The organism is Flavobacteriales bacterium (assembly GCA_016716605.1).
Classification (GTDB): Bacteria; Bacteroidota; Bacteroidia; order Flavobacteriales_F; family PHOS-HE28; genus PHOS-HE28.
This window is the reverse complement of record JADJWA010000001.1, coordinates 2351355-2371723: the sequence shown is the minus strand read 5'-3', so window position 1 is coordinate 2371723 and position 20369 is coordinate 2351355. Positions and strand designations below refer to the sequence as shown.

The window sequence follows — 20369 nt, the reverse complement described above, 5'->3', positions numbered from 1 at the left end:
CTGCCCGGCGACCAGCGCGAAGAAGGAGGTTATCCACCAGCGAATCACGCCGCGAATCTATCACGAATTTAGTCCTGTCTAATTTTTTTTCTACTTTTGACGCAGAATCATGCTCACCCGCAGCGAAGAGGACCATATCAAGGCCGTGTACGCCCTCTTGCAGGAGGCCGACCGCGCCTCCAACAAGGACATCGCCGAGCGCCTGCGCACCAAGGCGAGCAGCGTCACGGACATGCTCAAGAAACTCGCGGATAAGGGCTGGCTCAAGCACGAGCCCTATTACGGCGTGAAGCTCACGGCCAAGGGACAGGCCCTCGCCTTGCAGCTCGTGCGCAAGCACCGGCTCTGGGAGACCTTCCTGGTGGACCGCCTCGGCTTCGGCTGGGACGAGGTGCACGAAGTGGCCGAACAGCTCGAGCACGTGGCCAGCGAAAAGCTCACCGACAAGCTCGATGCCTACCTCGGCAAGCCGGCCTTTGACCCTCATGGCGATCCCATCCCTGACCGTAACGGCCGCATCCGCGAGCGCCGGACCAAGCGCCTCGACGCGTGCAAGGCAGGCGAGCAGGTGCGCATCGCCGCCGTGAGCGAGACCACCGATGGCCTGCTGCGCCTGCTCGACGCCAAAGGCCTGCGCATCGGCAGCGAGCTCGCGATCCAGGAGGTGCATGCCTTCGATGGCAGCATGGATGTGAAACCGCAGCGCGGCGCCGCCTTCAGCCTTAGCAAGGACGTGAGCCACCATCTGCAAGTTGAATCCGCATGAACGACATCCTCGACTTCTTCGGGCGAATCGACCCGGTGCTGGGCGCCTTCCTAGCCACCGCCTTTACATGGCTCGTCACCGCAGCGGGCGCTGGCCTGGTCTTCTTCTTCGGCAATGCCTCGCGCAAATGGCTCGATGGCATGCTGGGCTTCACCGGCGGCGTGATGGTAGCGGCCAGCTTCTGGAGCCTGCTCACGCCCAGCATCGAGATCAGCGAGCGCCTCGGCAACATCCCGTGGCTCGCGCCCGCCATCGGATTCGCGGCCGGCGCCCTCTTCCTCTTCGCCCTGGACAAGGTGCTGCCCCACCTCCACATCAACTTCGACCCCAGCCGCAGCGAAGGCCCGCATACCAATTGGCACCGCACCACCCTGCTGGTGCTGGCGATCACCTTGCACAACATCCCAGAGGGACTGGCAGTCGGCGTGCTCTTCGGCGGCGTGGCGGCGGGCATGCCCGAAGCCAGCATCGGCGGCGCGGTGGCGCTGGCCATCGGCATCGGCCTGCAGAACTTCCCGGAAGGCTTCGCGGTGAGCATGCCCCTGCGCCGCCAAGGCGTGAGCAAGCTGCGCAGCTTCTGGTACGGGCAGCTGAGCGCCATCGTGGAACCGGTGGCCGGCGTGATCGGGGCAGTGGCCGTGATCCATATGCAGAGCGTGCTGCCGTATGCGCTGGCCTTCGCCGCTGGCGCCATGATCTACGTGGTGGTGGAGGAGGTGATCCCCGAGACGCAGCAGGATAAGTACACCGACATCGCCACCCTCGGCTTCATCGGCGGCTTCATCGTGATGATGATATTGGATGTTGCGCTGGGGTGAGGAAGATGCCTCAGGCCACTCCGGCCTCTGAGATTCGCACCTCCTCCTTCGGCACGCGCAGCAGTAACACAAGGCCTAGGATGAAGAAGGTGCACAACGCGATCGCCGTGTTGCGCAGGTCATTGGTGAGCTGGAACACCACGCCGAAGATCATGGTGCCCAGCACAGTGCCCACGTAGTAGCTCACGTCGTAGAAACTGAAGTAGGAGGCCGTGTCATTCGTTTCTGGCAGGAACTTGGCGTAGGTGCTGCGGGCCAGTGCTTGGCAACCGCCCATCACCAGGCCCACGCAGCTTGCCAGGATGTAGAACTCATGCGTCCACCGCGTGAAGTAGGCGGCCGTGCAGATGCCTACCCACACCGCCACGCCGATGGCCAGGGCGCGGATGTTCCCGAAGCGCGCGCTGAGCCGCACGAAGAGCGCAGCACCGAGGGCCGCGACCAGCTGGATGAGAAGGATGCTGATGATGAGGCTCTCCGGTGCAATGGGTGCCACTTCACCGTACTCGTCCACGGTCTTGATCTCGTGCTCGGCGAAGATCACGGCGAGGTACATCACCGTTTGGATGCCCATGTTGAAGACGAAGAAGGCCAGCAGGTAGCGCTTCAGCCTTACTGTGGACATGAGCTGCCGCCACACCTTGCGCAATTCACGGTAGCCGCTCCAGAGCACGCCATCGCGGCCATCGGCTGCGGGCGTGCGCTTGGGCAGGCGACGGAAAGCGATCTGCGCGAAGCCCGCCCACCAGAGGCCGACCGTGATGAAGGTGACCCGTGCTGGCACGCCGCCGTATGTCACATCGCCGATGGTGATGCTCTTCGGCAGGGAGAACCAATCGGGCTTCATCACCATGAGCAGGTTGATGACGAGCAGGATCACGCTACCGATGTAGCCCATGGTGTAACCGCGCGCGCTCACCTTGTCGTGTTGGTCCTTGCCGGCGATATCAACAAGGAAGGCATCGTAGAACACGAGGCTGCCACTGAAGCCGATGCAGGCAAGCGCCACAAGGCCCAGGCCCCACCAAATGCCTTCGAGGGTGAAGAAAGCCAGGCCCGCGCAGGACATTGCGCCGAGGTAGCAGAACCCCTTGAGGAATGCGAGCTTGTTGCCGCGGCTGTCGGCGATGCCGCTGAGCAAGGGGGCGATCACCGCCACGATCAGGAAGCCCGCCGAGAGGGCATACGAATAGAGCGACTGAGCAGGGATGCCGATGGCGCTGTTCAGCACCAGATCTTCCCCTTCCTCGCCTTTGGTGATGGCCGCATAGAAGATCGGGAACACCGCGCTCGTGATCGTGAGCGAATAGACTGAGTTGGCCCAATCGTAGAAGGTCCATGCGCGGATGACCTTGGGGTCGTTCTTCGTGCTCATGTACGGTGCTCCAGTGCCAAGGTGCCAGGGTGCCAAGGTGCACAACGGCCTTGGATGGGCCTTAATCCTATTCGTTCATCAGGGCCAGCCAGCTTAATATGCCAAAGGCTCCAGTCACTCCGCCCAGCTCTTGATTCAGTCCACCCGCATGGATTTGATCAGCGAAAGGATGGTTCCGTTCAACCGCATGCACTCCGTCCGAAGCACCTCGACCTCTTCCCTCTTCAAGTAACCGATCCGCTCGGCCAGGATCACCATCGAACGCACTTCATCGCACGAGCTTCTGGCAATGGTCAGGTAAAAGCGGAACTTCCGGTTCGAGCCGCTGTTGAATCCCTCGGCGATGTTGTTCGCCACGGAAACACTGGCCCGAAGGATCTGGTCTCGGAAACCGAAATCCCGATGGTCTTTGAACCGTGGGTAGACCGAAGCACTGAGGTCGATTGCTCGTTGCCAAGCGACGATCTCCTCGAAGTCCTTGAAGGCTGCCATGTGCGTGGGCTTTTACGCAAGCTAGCAATCACACCGCGAACGACTTTCTGTCCCCGGCCAACGCCAAGCGCACCGTTGCACCTTAGCACCACTGCACCTTAGCACCTCGCACCAAGGCATTCACGCCCCCTACTTCACCACCACGGTAACGCGCCGGTTCTTGCTCATGCCCACCTCGTTGCCGCTGTCATCGGCTGGTTCGCTGGCATCCTTGTGGCTCACTGTGATCCGCCCGGCATCGATGCCCATCTCCACCAGCGCATCGCGAACGGCCTCGGCGCGCTCCTTCGAGAGTTCGGCCAGGTCGGGGCGGATGCGCGTGCGGTCCATCTCGGTGGCGTCGAAGTGGCCGGTGAGCTCGATGCGCATGGCGGGATCCTCGGTCATGGCCTTCTTGATGTCCTCCAGCCAGGGCTCCATGCTGGGATCGATGTTGCGCTGGAAGCGCTTGAAATAAATGGTCTGGCGCTCGGCCCGATCCTTCGGCTTCAGGCCGGGAGGGGTGACGCCCTTGCGGCTGAAGATGTACTCGCTCTCGGCATCCTTGAGCTGCTCGCAGGAGCAGGAATTGCGGTTCTTCACCGGATATACCTCCACATTGTCGATGTAGTAGTAGGCGCTGAAGACCTGCGGACGCGTCTCGCCCTTGGGCCGCTTGGACTTCGTGTTGTCCGTTTTCTCGGTGGCGGCGAAGTTCCCGATGATCATCCACTCCTCGTTGCCCTTGCTCTCGTAGGTACCGCATACGCCCTGCCAGCTGAACATGTCGTTGTAGATCTTGGTGCGCACGCTAGGCACGGTCACCTCGTACGTGAGGCTGGCGGGATCGTCTTTCTCCGTCTTGTCCTTGCTGAACCAGGCGCCGAGCTCGCCGGTGGCGTACTTGCTCAGATCGCCGAGGCTCACGTAGAAGCGCACGCAGTAAAGCGAATCCTTCTTCATCTTGCTCTTGAGCTGCGACTGGATATAGGTGCGCGGCTCCTTGTTCTGGTAGCTCCACCAGCGCACGCCGGCGTAGTTGCTGCCGCTCAGGGCCATCTGCTCGCCGGCGAAGTTCTTTGGGGTGCTCACCGTGCTCTCCACCGTGGCCACCTCGCTGAAAAGGTCGGCCTTCTTGCTGGTGGCGCTGCTCCAGCCCTTGGCGTACTGGATGCCGCCCGGGCGCTTGAGCTTCGATTTGCCCTCCCACTGCTCGAAGTCGCCGTTCACCACCCAGGTGCGGGCGGTGTCGATGGGCTGGGCCAAGGCGGAATTGAGGGCGGCGAATGCGAGAACGATGGTGAAATGGCGCATGTGCTGGTGCTTTAGATGCGAGGCGGGCGAAAGTAGCGCGTGCCCGTAAGATGGGGGCGCGCTTGGCAAGCACCGTGCCCAAGCTCAGTGCATCTGCACAGACGACTAGCCTATATTGCCCGCCCAAACACAAATCACAACACATGAAACGACTGCTTACCATCCTCAGCGCTGCGGCCATCGGCACCGGTGCAATGGCCCAAGGCGAGGGCCTGAAGTTCGGCGCGAAGGCCGGGTTGAACATCACCAATCTTCCAAGCAACGAGAGCGGTTACGTGAGCAAGAGCAAACTCGGGCTGCACCTGGGCGGAATCGCCAATTACGGGCTAGGTCGGAATGGGAATTTCTCCATTCTCGCTGAGCTGCTGTACAGCGGCCAAGGCGCTAAGTACGAGACGATCAATGCGAACGGGGGCACGGAAACACTGCCCTATTCCATCAGCTACCTCAGCGTCCCGATCCAGGCGCGCTACCGCTTGAACTTCGGCCTGTACTTCGAGACCGGACCCTACCTCGCATTCCTGCTCGGTGCCAGTGTTGATGGAGAAAGCGAATTCGACAGCGTTGACGGGAGCGGAAATCAGATCAAGGAGAAGTACAAGGATTACCTGAACGGCACGGACTTCGGCTGGACCTACGGCCTTGGTTACATCAACGAAGCCGGCTGGGGCGTAGGGTATCGCGGCTTCCTTGGCCTCACGGACATCAGCAAGGATGACGATACCGAATTCGAAGCCGCCACGATCACGCTGAATACCGGGAATCAGCTCTCGTTCATGTGGTTCTTCGGCTGGGACAACTAGTCGAGTTGATCAGTGACAAAGGAAAGCCCCTCTTCGGAGGGGCTTTCTTCATTTCAGATGGCGAATGAGCTCAGCCCTTCTGCTGCGCCCGGATGATGTTCAGCGCGCCGCCAGACTTGAACCACTCGATCTGCTGGGCATTGTAGGTGTGGTTGCAGGCGATGGTGTCGCTGCTGCCGCCCTTGTGCTTGAAGACAAGGGTCAGCGGCTTGCCCGGCGCGAAGGCGGTGAGGTCCGTGAAGTCGATGCGGTCGTCCTCCTGGATCTTGTCGTAATCGGCTTCGTTGGCGAAGGTGAGGGCGAGCATACCCTGCTTCTTCAAATTGGTCTCGTGGATGCGCGCGAAGCTCTTCACCAGTACGGCGCTCACGCCGAGGTGGCGCGGCTGCATGGCGGCATGCTCACGCGATGAGCCCTCGCCGTAGTTGTGGTCGCCCACGATGATGCTGGGAACGCCAGCGGCTTTGTAGCCGCGCTGGGTGGCCGGTACCGGTCCGTATTCGCCGGTCAATTGGCTCTTCACCTTGTCGGTCTCTCCATTGAAGGCGTTGGTGGCACCGATCAGCGTATTGTTGCTGATGTTGTCCAAGTGGCCGCGGTAGCGCAGCCAAGGACCGGCCATGCTGATATGGTCGGTGGTGCACTTGCCCTTGGCCTTGATCAGCACCACGGCATCGGAGATGTTCTTGCCGTTCCACGCGGGGAAGGGCTCGAGGAGCTGAAGGCGCTCGCTGTCGGGCTTCACTTCCACCTTCACGGCGCTGCCATCGGCGGCGGGGGCCTTGTAGCCGGGGTCCTGCACGCTGAAGCCCTTCGGGGGCAACTCCAGGCCTTTCGGCTCATCAAGCTTCACGCTCACGCCCTCCTCGTTGATCAGCGAATCGGTGAGCGGATTGAAGGTGAGATCTCCGGCGATGGCCAGCGCAGTGACGATCTCCGGACTGGCGACGAAGGCGTGCGTGTTGGCATTGCCATCGTTGCGCTTCGCGAAGTTGCGGTTGAAGCTGGTGATGATCGAGTTCTTCCGGTTCGGGTCATCGGTGTGGCGCGCCCACTGGCCGATGCATGGGCCGCAGGCATTCGCGAGCACCACGCCGCCCATGGCATCGAAGGTCTTCAGCAGGCCATCGCGCTCAGCGGTGTAGCGGACCACTTCGCTGCCCGGCGTGATGGTGAATTCGCTCTTCGCCTTCAGCTTCTTGTCGATGGCCTGCTGCGCGAGCGAGGCGCTGCGGGTAAGGTCCTCGTAGCTGCTGTTGGTGCATGATCCGATGAGGCCCACTTCCAGTTTGGCGGGCCAGCCGTTCTTCTTCACGGCTGCGGCGAACTCGCTGATGGGGTGCGCCAGGTCCGGCGTGAAGGGACCGTTCACATGGGGCTCCAATTCGCTCAGGTTGATCTCGATGACCTGATCGAAGTAGTTCGCCGGATCGGCATAGACCTCCGGATCGCCTTGCAGGTGCTCCTTGATCGCATCGGCCATGGCGGCCACTTCCGCGCGGCCGGTTCCCTTCAGGTAGCGGCTCATCGAGTCGTCGTAGCTGAAGGTGCTGGTGGTGGCGCCGATCTCCGCGCCCATGTTGGCAATGGTGCCCTTGCCCGTGCAGCTCATGCTCTCGGCGCCGGGGCCGAAATACTCCACGATGGCGCCCGTGCCGCCCTTCACGGTGAGGATGCCCGCCACCTTCAGGATCACATCCTTCGGACTGGCCCAGCCGCTGAGCTTGCCGGTGAGCTTCACACCGATGAGCTTGGGCCATTTGAGTTCCCAAGCGAGGCCGCTCATCACGTCGCAGGCATCGGCACCGCCCACGCCGATGGCGATCATGCCCAGGCCACCGGCGTTCACCGTATGGCTGTCGGTGCCGATCATCATGCCGCCCGGGAAGGCGTACTGCTCCAGCACCACTTGGTGGATGATGCCGGCGCCCGGCTTCCAGAAGCCGATGCCGTATTTGTTGCTGATGCTCTCGAGGAAGTTGAAGACCTCGTTGCTCTTCAGCAGCGCGTCCTGCAGATCCTGCTTCGCGCCCACGCGCGCCTGGATCAGGTGATCGCAATGCACGGTGCTGGGCACAGCAACGGTCTTCCGGCCGGTGGTGCTGAACTGCAGCAAGGCCATCTGCGCGGTGGCGTCCTGCATGGCCACACGGTCGGGCGCGAAATCGACGTAATCCTTGCCGCGGCCGAAGGCGGTCTTCGCATCGCCGTCCCACAGATGGGCGTAGAGGATCTTCTCCGAGAGGGTGAGCGGCTTACCAACCGCTTTGCGGGCAGCGGCGATACGGGCGGGGTAGCGGCCATAGACCGCGCGGATCATTTCCAAGTCGAAGATCTGGCTCATCAATAGGCTGGATTTGCGGCCGCGAAAGTAGCGCCCGCAAGTGCATGGGAATCGGGCCCGATCATTACGGATCGTGACGAGGAGCGGGAGCCTCCCGCACGGTCCTGACCGGACTGCTTACAGCTTGATGAACTGTCGCGCCTGCGCTGTGCCGGCTGTCATCACGGAAAGCTGGTAGGCGCCGGGTTGCAGGTCAGCAATGTCCAGCACCAACCGATCGCCCGATGCCGGACGCTGCATCACCAACCGGCCAGCCGCATCCGAGATGCTGACCACAGCGGCTGGGTCCACCACCCCGAGTTGCACCACGACCTGGTCCTCGGCCGGGTTCGGGGTGACGGAGAAAGCGAAAGGCGCTTCATCCTTGTCGAGTTGCATCGCAGGATCGAGCAACCAGCAGAACTTGCCTTCCAACGGATCATCCAGGAGTTCTCCAAGGATCCAGGTCTTCTTGCGCTCCCATTCCGCCACAGGGAGCGGAAAACCTGCCAGGTAGAACGATGACATCGTCCATTCGTAGCCGACCTCCAGGTTGTTCACGTTGATGTAACGCACCCAATCCACGCGCAGCACATCATTGTAGGTGCCGTTGGGCAGGATGAGCGTGCCATAACCGGTTGCTTCTCCGGTGATGTTCGCCACGTAGGTGCGCACTCCGGCCGTCTCATAAGTACGGTACGTGCCCGCACCATCATCATCCCATGCTGTGCCGTATGCGCATGGGAAGGGCAGGAACAGCAGGGGATCCGTTGCCAGGTCGAAGAAGGGCTGGTTGAGCCCGGCGTCGTAGTACTTGAAGCCGAGCATCTCGATGCCCGTGGCACTTGCGGCATAATAAAAGTTATCGGCATGCACTGCGTTACCGCCGTGCGTAGCGTTGGGGAAATCGGCGGCGTACTGATCCTGCGTGTGATCGTAATAGCTCATGTCCCAGTCGAAGAACGGATCCACGGTGGAGAAATCCCAGATCGCATCGGCACCGACCGGACCGGGATCAGCGATCGAGGCGCATTCATACTCCCGCTCCATGCCGAAAACCGGAACGTAGTTGGAGCTGGTCAAGGTCGGCTGGGCGGCGAGGGTTGTCGCGCAGACGCTCGCGAATGCGAATGAGAGAGCGCGTAAGGGTGTGTTCATGGCCATGGGGTTTGTTCGTTCCTGTTCCGTTGATCGCTCGAGGGCTCACAGCTTCACCACGTGGATCTTGTCCACGGTGGCGCCGCGCGCATCGGTAAGCTGAAGCAGGTAGGACCCGGACGCCAGCCCGCTCATGTCGAATTGGATGGTGCTCTGCCCAGCCTCAACCGATAGGATCTTGCTGTAGACCGGACGCGCCATGGCATCGCGCAATTCCAAGCGACCGCCGTCGATGGCTTCGGCAACGTTGATGGAAACGTGCAGCAGGTCTGTTGCCGGATTCGGGTAGGCCGTGATCACTGCGCTGCTACCGCCGCAATTCGCCACAGGAATCATCTGGAAGACTTCCTCACGCCCATCCAGATCAACCTGGCGTAGCCTGTAGTAAACCACTTGTGCATTCGAGGGATCATCATCTGTCCACCGGTATTCAATCAATTGCAAACTGGTTCCGGCACCCGGCACCACGCTCACGTCCTTCCACTCCGTGCCCTCCTCGCTCCGCTCCACCACGAAGTGGCTGTTGTTGAGTTCGCTGCCGGTGGCCCATTCGAGCAGCACCTGTTTGCTCTCGCAGGTTGCCTGCTGGTACAAAAGCTCCACTGGAAGCGGAATGTTGTTGTGCGTGCCGTGGCCGTCGTGGAAGCCGGGCATGTAGCGCCACGGGCCGAACACCTGGCCCGTGATGGCGGTGGCCATGCTGTATCGGAGCCGTGCGCGAACGCGGGTGGCGTTCACTGGCCCCCCGCCCGATAGCTTGGTGACCACATCTTTTCGTTCAGTCCCGCCGGTTCCCGATGAGCCGCTTGCAACTTGCTGAGCCGTAGACGCAGTGCTGTTCGTGATCCGACCAGCTCCACTGCTGAATGCCTGGCCGTGAAGCCTTGTTTCCCATACGCTCCTGACGAACTGGCTCCCAAGGAAGGGCTTCGCGTAGAGGCCTGCCCCGAATGTACCGGAAGTGGTATTGGCGGAACTAATTGGTGCAGCAAGATCGTTGTTGTATAGGCGCATATTGTGCCTTAATCCGGTCCCATTGTTCCCGTAGATGATTAACGCCCTACCCTCATCCGCTTGACCATTGTCGTAAAGGTGGGCGCCTACGATCACATCACCATAACCGTCACCGTTCACATCGCCTGCACTGCTGGCCGCAATCCCAAAACCGGATCCCGCCTGATTGCTTTCCATGGCCCAATTTGGGAGCAGGCCAATACCTCCGGGAGAACCGTGCGACACAATCGTTCTCCCTTCATCAACCTGAGGGTTGTCGAAAGTGATTTCCCCTGTTACCACGTCGCTATAACCATCGCCGTTCACATCGCCCGCGCCGGCGCAACGGTTTCCTGCGAAGGGTAAACTCGCATTGCTGGTGAACGCAGGTGCAGTTGTAGTGTGGCTCAGGCTTATTCCCGCAGTTCCACCGTGATAGATCCAAGAACCGTTCGCACCGCCAATCAGGACCTCATTGAATCCATCACCGTTCACATCGCCAACACTTGAGACGCTCTGCCCGAATCGCCTGTTCGTGGTCTGCCCCTCACTTTGCCAAGCAGGAATAGCCGCCAGCCCGACGATGGAACCGTGATAGCCGTATGCCTTGCCTTCATCAACATGGCCATTATCCCAGCCCGGGGCGCCGATGACCACGTCTCCAAAAGGGTCGTTGTTCAAGCTACCGACTCCTGCCACGCTCTCCCCGAAGCGAGCCCCAACTTGGTTGCTCTCTGCCGACCAATTCGGCAGAATGGAAAGGCCGACTAGCGAACCATGATATACTTGCACCATACCCTCATCAATCTGGCCGTTGTCGTAGTATGGTGACCCAACTATGACCTCGCTGAAGGCGTCACCATTGACATCACCAGCGCTCGCGACACTATAGCCGAGCTGCGCACCGGTTTGATTGCTTTCGGTGGTCCACGAAGCGGGCAAAGCGACGCCGCTTGCACTGCCCAGATAAACATACGCTCGCCCTTCGTCGACCTCTCCATTGTCATACTGGGGTGCCCCGATGATGACATCACTGTAGCCGTCACCATTGACATCCCCCGCCCCAGCCAAAGAATGACCATACCGGGCACCTGCTTGGTTACCTTCATTGATCCACGATGGGGAACTTGCAGGACCGGCAAGCGAGCCATTGTAGATGAAGGCCCTTCCCTCATCTACTTCGCCATTATCGAAAAGCGGTGCTCCGACGAGAACATCACTGAACCCATCGCCATTCACATCACCAGCAGTAGCGACACTCCAACCATATTGCGCATTCGCCTGGTCGCACTCTGCGGTCCAACTTTCCTGAGCGGCAAGTGTGGAGGCGCTGCCGTGATAGAGGAATGCCGCACCCTCATCTGCCTGGCCACGATCATAAAATGGAGTGCCCGTCACGATGTCGCTGTACCCATCGCCATTGACATCGCCGGCGCTTGAGACGCTCCAGCCGAAGTTCGCATTGCTCTGGTTGCTTTCGGCCGACCAGAATGCTGTGGTCGCAAGACCTGCAGATCCACCACGATAGATGAACACGGCGCCTTCATTGAGCTGGCCTGCATCAAAGTACGGGGCACCGATCACCACTTCGCTATAACCATCGCCATCCACGTCTCCTGCGCATGCAACGCCCCAGCCTAAACTTGCCCCACTCTGGTTCGATTCGATGCTTACATCAGGGTTCACCGGCAACCCTGTTGAAGACCCATGGAAGATGAAGGCGGATCCTTCGCCAGCCTGTCCATTGCTATAGCCGTAAGCTCCAATGACAACATCTGAATATCCGTCACCATTCACATCTCCAGCGGAGTTCACGCTTATCCCAAAGTACGAGTTGATCTGCCCCATCGTGTTCGTCCAGGAGGCAACGGCCGAAAGACCCGCAGGCGACCCCAAATAAACCGAAGCCGACCCTGAGTTGATCGGAACACCGCAATATCCGCAACCTGCTATCACGTCACTGTAACCATCCCCATTCACATCGCCTGCCCCAGACAAGGCGATTCCTGCTCCGCTAACTACGGTCGGTATGCCAGGGACTCCTGTGGAAGTGCCTTCGAATACATAAAAGGCACCAGGTAAAGTGCCCACAAGAAAATCACTGTACCCATCCCCATCAATGTCGCCAGCAGCAGAGACCCTTAATCCGAAATAGATCAATCCAGCTGCCGGTGAGTACGTCCACGATTCGACCAGCGGAACACTTGCCGATGAGCCCAAGTACAGGTAAACACGCCCCTGCAAGCCGTTCCAGTGCGGGGCCCCGATGATCACATCAGCGAATCCATCCGCATTGACGTCACCAGCCGTGGAAACCCAACCGCCGAACCGCGCATTCGCCACATTTCCCTGTAGTATTCGAATCGGCGCGCCAGACAGGCCATTCGCTGATCCGTGATAGAGAAACGCCACTCCTTCGTCGAGCTGACCGAGGTCATAACTGGGTGCACCAATGATGACATCGCTGAAGCCATCACCGTTGACATCGCCCGCGCTACTGACAGAAAATCCTAAACCCGCATTCGTCTGATTCGCATCCTCGAACCAGGCCAGCGTTGAGCCGAACCCGTTCAGGCCACCCATGAAGACAAATGCAGTTCCGTGCGTGTTAGAATGTGGATAAATGCCCGTGCCAATAATGAGGTCGAGGAACCCATCTCCGTTCACATCGCCTGTGGATCCACCACTTGCACCGAAATTCGAGTAAACGAAAGGCTCGGACCATATCGGCACGATCATGAGACCAGCAGCTGAGCCGCCGTATATCCGCGCCTTTCCGCTCGTCATGGATCCGACAAATACATCGGCGAATCCATCGCTGTTCACATCACCAACGCCTTCAACCGTACTTGAGAAACTGTCAAACACGACATTGGTCTCCATTGTCCATGACGCCAAGGCCGATAGACCAGACGCCGACCCGTGAAAAACGGAAGCGCGACCCTCACCTGCTTGCCCGCCGTTGAATCCACTTGACCCAACGAGGATATCATCGAATCCATCGCCGTTCACATCACCTGCCCAGCTCACATCGATGCCCATGTATGCGTTCACCTGGTTGGATTCAGTGCTCCAATTCGGGGTCGCCGATGGCCCAAGAGCCGAGCCGTGAAAGACAAACGCCCCTCCTTCACCTGCTTGACCGTTGTTATAAAGCAATGCCCCAATGACCACATCGTCAAACCCATCTCCATTCACATCTCCAGCGGAGGAAACGCTGCATCCAAACCTAGAGGAGGCTACGTTGCTTTCTGCGAACCATATTGCTGCGGCTTGAACACCAGCAGCGGACCCAAGGTGAACGAATGAGCGACCTTCACCAGCTTGGCCATTGCTGTATCCCTCTGCACCAATGATGATGTCGTCATAACCATCGTTGTTCACATCGCCCGCTCTTGCAACACTAGAACCGAGATTGGCTCCCGCTTGATTGCTCTCGACGGTCCATGGGGCTGCCGTGATAAGCCCAGCCGCAGATCCATAGTAGACGTACGCCCGCCCTTCATTGGCCTGGCCATTGCTGTAGCCTTCCGCACCGATAATCACATCGTCAAATCCATCATTGTTCACATCGCCCGCATATGCCACGCTGTTCCCGAACCAGCTCGTACCTGCCGTGGGATTGAGCGTAAGTGTTGCAATTGATGGCAGCCCGCTATATGACCCGTGATAGACATACACCCGACCGGCCGTGATGCTGCTCGCGTAGCCAGGTGCCCCAATGATGGCATCATCGTACCCATCTCCGTTCAGGTCGCCATCCATTACTGCACTAAAGCCGAACTGCTGATTATGCACCAAGCCATTCGCGATCCATGGTGCGCTTGTCACAATGGGGTCAATGGTGATCGGATAGGCCGCATCTTCCTCCACTACAGTAACAGCGATGTATTCCCCCTCCAAGTGCATAGAAGCTTCGAGCGTATCGCCTTGAGCGTCCCACACATGCAAGTCCTTGTACCAGACGCTTGGCGTGTAACTCGAGCCGTTGTTCACAGCTTCGCAGAAAGCAATGTGCCCCCCCCCTTGGTCGATGGCCTTCAACTCGCTGGTCGCCCTGATCCGCACCTCCAGGCTGCCATACCCCCGCGGCCGGTCCTTTACTACGAAGTTCTGCCGCATCCCCTCCTCGCGGTTTTGGTAATCCATGGTGAAGTTGCCATGGTCTACGACAAGCGTAGTACCCTCAGCCCTCATGGATGCTGAGTCAGACGGGGTTGACCAATCGCCCGGCTTACCGATGCGATCCAGGGTGAGCTCCACCTCCCATGCCTCGCCATCGACACGGGGTTGCACGCGGAAGCCATCGTGGCGGTAGGTGATCCGCAGGTCCTGAGCGCGGTTGGGACTCTGGTACGCTCCCAGGTCCTCACGCCAGTTGATGTGGTACTCGCTGGCGGCGATATCGGCTTGGATGCTGGCATACCAGTATTCGGGGATAGCCGCGTTGCCCGCGCCTTCTAACTCGGGCAGTTGCGGGCCATCGGGCTGGAAGGAAGCCGCGCCCAGGATCGGAAGCCACGGCGTCGGCCTCTCTGCTTGTGCGACCGACTTCAGAGGGGTCCGTTCAGGCATGTGGTCCTCCGTGCCCACGGGCACGCATGCGCTAAGGAGGCAAACTGCGATGATCAGGATGCGGAAGGAGCGTGCGTAGAGTGGGGACATCGTTGGTGCTTTTGATGCTAGTCAAGCACCACGAATCGGTGCTCGACCAGGACGAGAACAAAGCACGCCGCGCCCCTATCCCACCACAATACCAGAAAACCGGTAATTCACTGCAAGCCTCTGCGATGCAGCGACTTGCGAAACCTGCCAGCTACTCCACGATCGGGCACTCCACGCTCACCGTGGTGCCTTTGCCGGGTGTGCTGTCCACGCGCACAACTGCACCAATGGCGGCGGCACGCGCACGCACGTTGCCGAGGCCGATGCCTGCGGATTGGGCCTGGGCATCGAAGCCCTTGCCATCGTCGATCACCATCACGCTCAATCGACCCGGCTCGCGGGTCACGTTCACGCTCAGCTCGGTGGCCTGTGCATGCTTGAGCACGTTGCTCACCAGTTCCTGCACCATGCGGTACACCACGATCTCCAGCGAGCGGTCCATGCGCTGCTCCAGTCCGAAGACCCGCAACTCCACCCCAAGGCGGCCACTGATGCGCACGGTGTCGCAGAGATCCTCCAGCGCCTTGCCCAAACCGAAACGCGAGAGCGTGACGGCAATCATGTCGTGCGAGATGCGGCGCACTTCGCCCACCGCTTCATCGAGCATGCGATTCACCTTGGTGTATTGCGTGCCCTGATCCGCACGCACCAATTGCACCTCATGCTCCAGTGCACCGACCTGGTGCTTGATGGCGCTGAGCATGCTGCCCAACCGGTCGTGCAGGTCCTTGGCCACGCGGTCGCGCTCCTTCTCCTGCCCTTCCAGCATGGCATTGATGGCCTTGATCTCCTGCTGGTGCATGAGCTCGTCAACCCGTTGGGCGTGCAGCTCCCGCTCATGCGCGGCGAGCTTCCTGCGGATGCGAAGGCTCCGCCAGAGCACCACCGCGACCACCAGCAGCACGGCGACCAATGCTATGGACAGGTTGCGCTGCATGGATTTACGGCGATCCTCTGCTTCGGCAATCCGCAGGGCCTGGTCCTGCTCCGCGATCCGATGCTCTTTCCGTTCCGTCTCGAAGGCGATCTCCGAATGCGCGATCTGCTGCGAGAAACGGACACGCGAAAGGGAATCGGACAGCGCACTGTAGCGGCTCATGTGCAGGAGCGCTTGTTCACTGCGGCCCAGTTCCTTGTACCAGTCGTGCAGATCCAGGTGGATGTACTGCTGCTGTTCGGCCCAGTTGCGCTGGACCGCTGTTGCGAGCATTTGGTGCATCAAGCGCATCGCACCATCGCGTTCACCGAGCTGCCACATGGCATAAGCCAGGTCATGCGAGACATCGGTGCTGCCTCGCAGATCGCCGATGGAGTCGGAAAGCGCGATGGAGCGCTTGCAGCTTTGCACCGCTGCAGAGTAGTCCTCCATCTCGATCAGCACGTAGCCCTTCTGCCCGTGCAGGCGCGCGCGCAATTCCGCGCTCCGTGGGCCGAGCAGCGTGAGCAGGCTGTCGTAGAGGTGCACGGCGAGGTCGTACTTGCCGGTCATGGTGGCCACGCCACCCAGGTTGCCCAAGGCGCTCTGGGCCACCTTATCGAAACCGTTGGCTGATGCGACGGTGAAGGTTCGCAGGTAGTCCTGCCAGGCCTCATCATAGCGCCCCTGCTTGTAGCGGATGTTGCCTAAGCCGATGCGCACCAGGCATTCGCCACGGAGGTAGTTCACCTCAGCAGTGAGGCGTTGTGCTTCGGCGAATTGATGGAGCGCGGCATCAAGATCATCCAGCTGCGTGAGGGCCTCCGCGCGCACGACCATCAAGGCCACTTCTTCCTCGGGCAGCTTCCCACCCTTCAACAAGGCGAGACCGCGATCAGCCTCAAGCACGCCACGCTCCGGATCGCCCACGGCGCTCATGAGCATGGAGCGGATGCGCTGGGCCACCGCGCGAACGGCCAAAGCATCTCGTGCGACGACCCGTTCGAGGCTATCGAGCGTACGCGTGCATGTCGCGAGGTCATCGGTGCGGAATTGGGCACCGGCCAGCGCAAGGATGCCGAGGTGCCGATCATACGGATCGCTGGCAGCACGCAATTCCTGAGCAAGCGCTCGGAGCGAATCAGGCTGGTTGCGGTTGAAGCAGGTGGTGAAGCGGTCGAACGACGGCCAGGCATCGCGTGCGCTGGATGGATGCGCAAGCGCAAGAGCCGCGAAGGCAAGCGCCAGGCACCGTGCGGACCAACGCATCATGGCTTGTCTTTGAGCAGAATCTCGGTGTTCAACCTGCGCAGTCTTCGGATCGATCGGTCAAGCGGGGATTCGATGCGCCGTTCTCGCATCCGCAAGTAGCGGATCTCCGCCGCCAGCTGCTTGTTGCGCTCCGGCTGCTTGAGCCCGCAAAGTTCGGGGCGTCGCTCACAGAACTTCCCATCCAGATCGCCATGCAGCTCGTTGAGCGATTCAAGCCGTTCGCTCACTCCGACCAGGGGGTTTCCTCCGCCCTCGTCCGCACGGTAGCAATCACCGCGCGCCCACTCCCGAGCTGGATTGAAACGCGGGCCACATGGCCGTGTGGACCAGCACGAGTCTGGGAAAGTGAAACCCGAACCTCTCACGGATGCGGCCCACTGCGGGTCACGGATGCATTCCAAACGGCACGCGAGTCGTGGGTAGTCATTCAAGCGGCCGGTTTCGCAGGAAGACCGATCGAATGTCTCGAGGGTATAGATGTCCTTGTGATATTCACGGAAATCCTGCGCGATGCGGGGGCGGAGCTCGGCAGCGCGCTCATCGCCGTAATAGGCCGTCAATCCAACGCTTGTTGCCCAGTGATCCGACATGAGTTCCGATGCCATCATCTGTTCCGGTTCGGAATCATCCAGTGCATGGCCCATCTCATGAAGCAGCATGAACACCAGGAGCTCATCGCTCATGTGCGGAGACCAGAGCAACGGCGCTGGTATGCGGATGATCCACCAACCGGATCTGCCAGCGGGCAGGATGCGCATGAAACGGTCGTCCCAGCCCGGGTTCGGTTGCACCACCAGCGTGAACTGGAACCGCTCCGTCACCGCGCGACCGATCGTTTCCAGATGGGCGATCTCGGTGACGATCCGTCGCAATCGGCTTTCCTCTGGGCACCTCCAGGCCGCATCCAGGTACACGCTCGTATCCTCCACCAATGGTTCGCCTTCCTCGACCCCGATCAAAATGTCGTTGATCGTCGCTGGAAGGTTGGACCCGGTTGTGGCATGCTTCCAGCGGGAATCCATTCGCTGCACAGACAGCCGGTCTCGCACGGCGCGCAGGGCATTCAGCTCATCCAGAGAGCCACGAAGTAGGTGTTCACATGGGCACGCACGCACCTTGCCATCAGCGTCCGTGATGTGCACATGCCCGGATGCCGGGAGCAACCGATCACAGAGCGATGCGATCGCGTCCGGCAGGCATGCGCCGGTTGGCTTTTCGCTGATCTGGGCATGCACCGACACCAAGGGCATGGCCGCGAGCAGTGCGTGGCCGATCAACGCGGCATGCTTCATACCCGCTTGGAAGACTAAGGCCGCTTGAGCTTGCCCGGATCGGGGAACGGCTTGGTCTTGATGGCCGGCTTGAACGAGATCTTCGCTGAACGAACGCGCAAGCGCACCTCAGCCGGGCTCTTGATCACGACCGTGCGCTGTTCATCGCCTCCGCCTCCGCCGGAAGTTGACATCCGCACCGGCTTCCGTCGTGCGCTCTCGGACTTCGGATCAGGCGGGTCGACTTCGACATAGAGCACCCATTGCTCATCCTCCTCTTCATCAGCACGGTCCAATCCCAGCTGAATATCCTCGCTTCCTTCGTCCACTCCGATGCGCTCCGCGTACTTCAACGTGATCACCTGATTCTCAAGGTCCAGCACCCGCTCCCCGGTGAAGTACTGGTTCTTCGGATGCGTGATCTTGCTCTGGTACTCTTCGTTCACTTCCGCCTCAGGATCATTGATGTTCCAGCTCATCGGTCGTTGGTTTATCGGTTCGTGCTCTCGTTGTTGTTTCCCCAGCCCCGCTCCATGGCGTACTTCACCAAGCCAGCGGTATTGCGGACGTCAAGCTTATGCATAATGTTCCTTCGGTGCGTCTCAACCGTTTCGGAGCTCAGGAATAGGGTTTCGGCGATCTCCTGGGAAGTGCGCTCCTGCAGGATCAATCGCACGATGTCCACTTCGCGCTTGGAAAGGGCACCATAGCGTGTCTCCCCACGCCGGTCCTTGAAGCGATCCCCGTTCGCGATGACCGCAGCCAATTCCCGCGCGACGTACTTGCCGCCGGTGGCCACGATGTGCAAGGCCTCCATGAGCTCAAGCTTCCCCGCATTCTTCAGCAAGTAGCCGCATGCACCGGCTTCCATCACCTCCAGAACGAACTCCTTGTGGCCGTACATGCTCAAGATGAGCACCTTGCTATACGGGCTCACCTTCAGCAGGCGCTTGGTGGCCTCTATGCCGTCCATGCCGGGCATGTTCACATCCATCAGCACAAGGTCCGGCCGCAGCAATTCCGCTTGGGCCACCGCGTCCTTGCCGTTAGTGCACCGGCCCAGCACTTTCACCTCATCCATCGTGGCCAGCAGCGATTCAATGCCGTCGAGCATCATCGACTGATCATCCACCAACAGCAAGGTCGACGTGTTCATCTTCATCTGCATGGCGGCAAAAATCAATGCCGCCTGCATCGGGGAAAATACCAGAAAACCGGTAATCGGTCTGCTTGGTGGTGCCTCCTCGCCCTCATTGCAAGGGCAATTCGCTGCTGAGGTGTCGTGCCGTCAGCACCACGATGCGAGGCTGGACTAGCCCAGCACCTCCTTCACCTTGGCGCCGATGCTGGCCGGGCTCTCCACCACGTGGATCCCGCACTCGCGCATCACCGCCTTCTTGGCCGCCGCGCTCTCATCGGCACCACTCACGATGGCGCCTGCATGGCCCATGGTGCGTCCCTTCGGGGCGGTCTCGCCCGCGATGAAGCCGACCACCGGCTTCTTGCAGTTGGCCTTGATCCACCGCGCGGCCTGGATCTCCAGATCGCCGCCGATCTCGCCGATCATCACGATGGCCTTGGTCTCGGGGTCGTTGGTGAAGAGCTGAACGGCTTCCAGGGTGGTGGTGCCGATGATCGGGTCGCCACCGATACCGATGGCCGTGGTGATGCCGAGCCCGGCCTTCACCACTTGATCGGCCGCTTCGTAGGTGAGCGTGCCGCTCTTGCTCACGATGCCCACGCTCCCCTTCTTGAACACGAAGCCCGGCATGATGCCCACTTTGCATTCATCGGCCGTGATCACGCCCGGGCAGTTGGGGCCGATGAGCGTGCAATCCTTGCCGTGCAGGTACTCGCGCGCGGCCACCATGTCCTTGACGGGGATGCCTTCAGTGATGCACACGATCACCTTGATGCCGGCCTCAGCCGCTTCCATGATCGCATCGGCAGCGAAGGCGGGCGGAACGAAGATGATGCTCACGTTGGCGCCAGTCTGCTTCACTGCCTCGCTCACGGTCTCGAAAACCGGACGGTCCAAGTGTTTCTGGCCGCCCTTGCCCGGCGTTACCCCGCCCACCACGTTGGTGCCATACTCGATCATCTGCGTAGCGTGGAAGGTGCCCTCGCTGCCGGTGAAGCCTTGCACGATCACTTTCGAGTTCTTGTTGACTAGCACGCTCATTCTATCTCGGGTTGAGGGTTGTTGCTCCGCTCGACATGGCGA

Annotated in this window: 14 protein-coding genes; 3 read left to right on the top strand and 11 right to left on the bottom strand. The window is 60.3% G+C overall.

The window, feature by feature from the left end; translation table 11 throughout:
* Positions 1–109: 109 nt before the first annotated feature.
* Positions 110–766: a metal-dependent transcriptional regulator gene (locus IPM12_09470; protein MBK9148028.1), complete on the top strand. Its 657-nt coding sequence runs from the start codon at positions 110–112 to the stop codon at positions 764–766.
* Positions 763–1584, top strand: coding sequence for a ZIP family metal transporter (locus IPM12_09465; GenBank protein MBK9148027.1), 822 nt, complete (start codon positions 763–765; stop codon positions 1582–1584). Before IPM12_09470 ends, IPM12_09465 begins: the two co-directional genes overlap by 4 nt.
* A gap of 10 nt (positions 1585–1594) precedes the next feature.
* On the opposite strand, the gene IPM12_09460 is transcribed toward IPM12_09465, so the two are convergent.
* From IPM12_09460 to IPM12_09450, 3 genes are all read right to left on the bottom strand, one after another.
* A complete protein-coding gene (locus tag IPM12_09460; protein ID MBK9148026.1) occupies positions 1595–2959 on the bottom strand; it encodes an MFS transporter in 1365 nt (454 codons plus the stop codon).
* Positions 2960–3094: 135 nt separating this feature from the next.
* Positions 3095–3451: a four helix bundle protein gene (locus IPM12_09455; protein ID MBK9148025.1), complete on the bottom strand. Its 357-nt coding sequence runs from the start codon at positions 3449–3451 to the stop codon at positions 3095–3097.
* A gap of 129 nt (positions 3452–3580) precedes the next feature.
* Positions 3581–4744 carry an OmpA family protein gene (locus IPM12_09450; protein ID MBK9148024.1) on the bottom strand — a complete coding sequence of 388 codons (1164 nt, stop codon included), beginning with the start codon at positions 4742–4744 and terminating at the stop codon, positions 3581–3583.
* A gap of 143 nt (positions 4745–4887) precedes the next feature.
* Here IPM12_09450 and IPM12_09445 point away from each other — a divergent pair, with 143 nt between their 5' ends.
* Positions 4888–5547: a PorT family protein gene (locus IPM12_09445; GenBank protein MBK9148023.1), complete on the top strand. Its 660-nt coding sequence runs from the start codon at positions 4888–4890 to the stop codon at positions 5545–5547.
* Between the two features lie 70 nt (positions 5548–5617).
* Here IPM12_09445 and IPM12_09440 read toward each other — a convergent pair whose 3' ends face one another.
* The 8 genes from IPM12_09440 to sucD form a co-directional block, all read right to left on the bottom strand.
* The gene (locus IPM12_09440; GenBank protein MBK9148022.1) at positions 5618–7891 is read right to left on the bottom strand and encodes an aconitate hydratase; all 2274 of its coding nucleotides are present in this window, start codon (positions 7889–7891) and stop codon (positions 5618–5620) included.
* A gap of 117 nt (positions 7892–8008) precedes the next feature.
* On the bottom strand, positions 8009–9028 hold the full coding sequence (locus IPM12_09435; protein MBK9148021.1) for a T9SS type A sorting domain-containing protein: 1020 nt from the start codon (positions 9026–9028) through the stop codon (positions 8009–8011).
* 45 nt (positions 9029–9073) lie between these two features.
* Entirely contained in the window at positions 9074–14614 is a 5541-nt protein-coding gene (locus tag IPM12_09430; protein MBK9148020.1) for an FG-GAP repeat protein, read from the bottom strand.
* Between the two features lie 223 nt (positions 14615–14837).
* Positions 14838–16874 carry a hypothetical protein gene (locus tag IPM12_09425; protein ID MBK9148019.1) on the bottom strand — a complete coding sequence of 679 codons (2037 nt, stop codon included), beginning with the start codon at positions 16872–16874 and terminating at the stop codon, positions 14838–14840.
* Positions 16871–17557: a hypothetical protein gene (locus IPM12_09420; GenBank protein MBK9148018.1), complete on the bottom strand. Its 687-nt coding sequence runs from the start codon at positions 17555–17557 to the stop codon at positions 16871–16873. The genes IPM12_09425 and IPM12_09420 overlap by 4 nt, the downstream gene beginning before the upstream one ends.
* Before the next feature lie 623 nt (positions 17558–18180).
* A complete protein-coding gene (locus IPM12_09415; protein ID MBK9148017.1) occupies positions 18181–18624 on the bottom strand; it encodes a hypothetical protein in 444 nt (147 codons plus the stop codon).
* An 11-nt stretch (positions 18625–18635) separates the two neighbouring features.
* A complete protein-coding gene (locus IPM12_09410; GenBank protein MBK9148016.1) occupies positions 18636–19313 on the bottom strand; it encodes a response regulator transcription factor in 678 nt (225 codons plus the stop codon).
* 144 nt (positions 19314–19457) lie between these two features.
* Positions 19458–20327: a succinate--CoA ligase subunit alpha gene (gene sucD, locus IPM12_09405; GenBank protein ID MBK9148015.1), complete on the bottom strand. Its 870-nt coding sequence runs from the start codon at positions 20325–20327 to the stop codon at positions 19458–19460.
* Between the last annotated feature and the right edge of the window lie 42 nt (positions 20328–20369).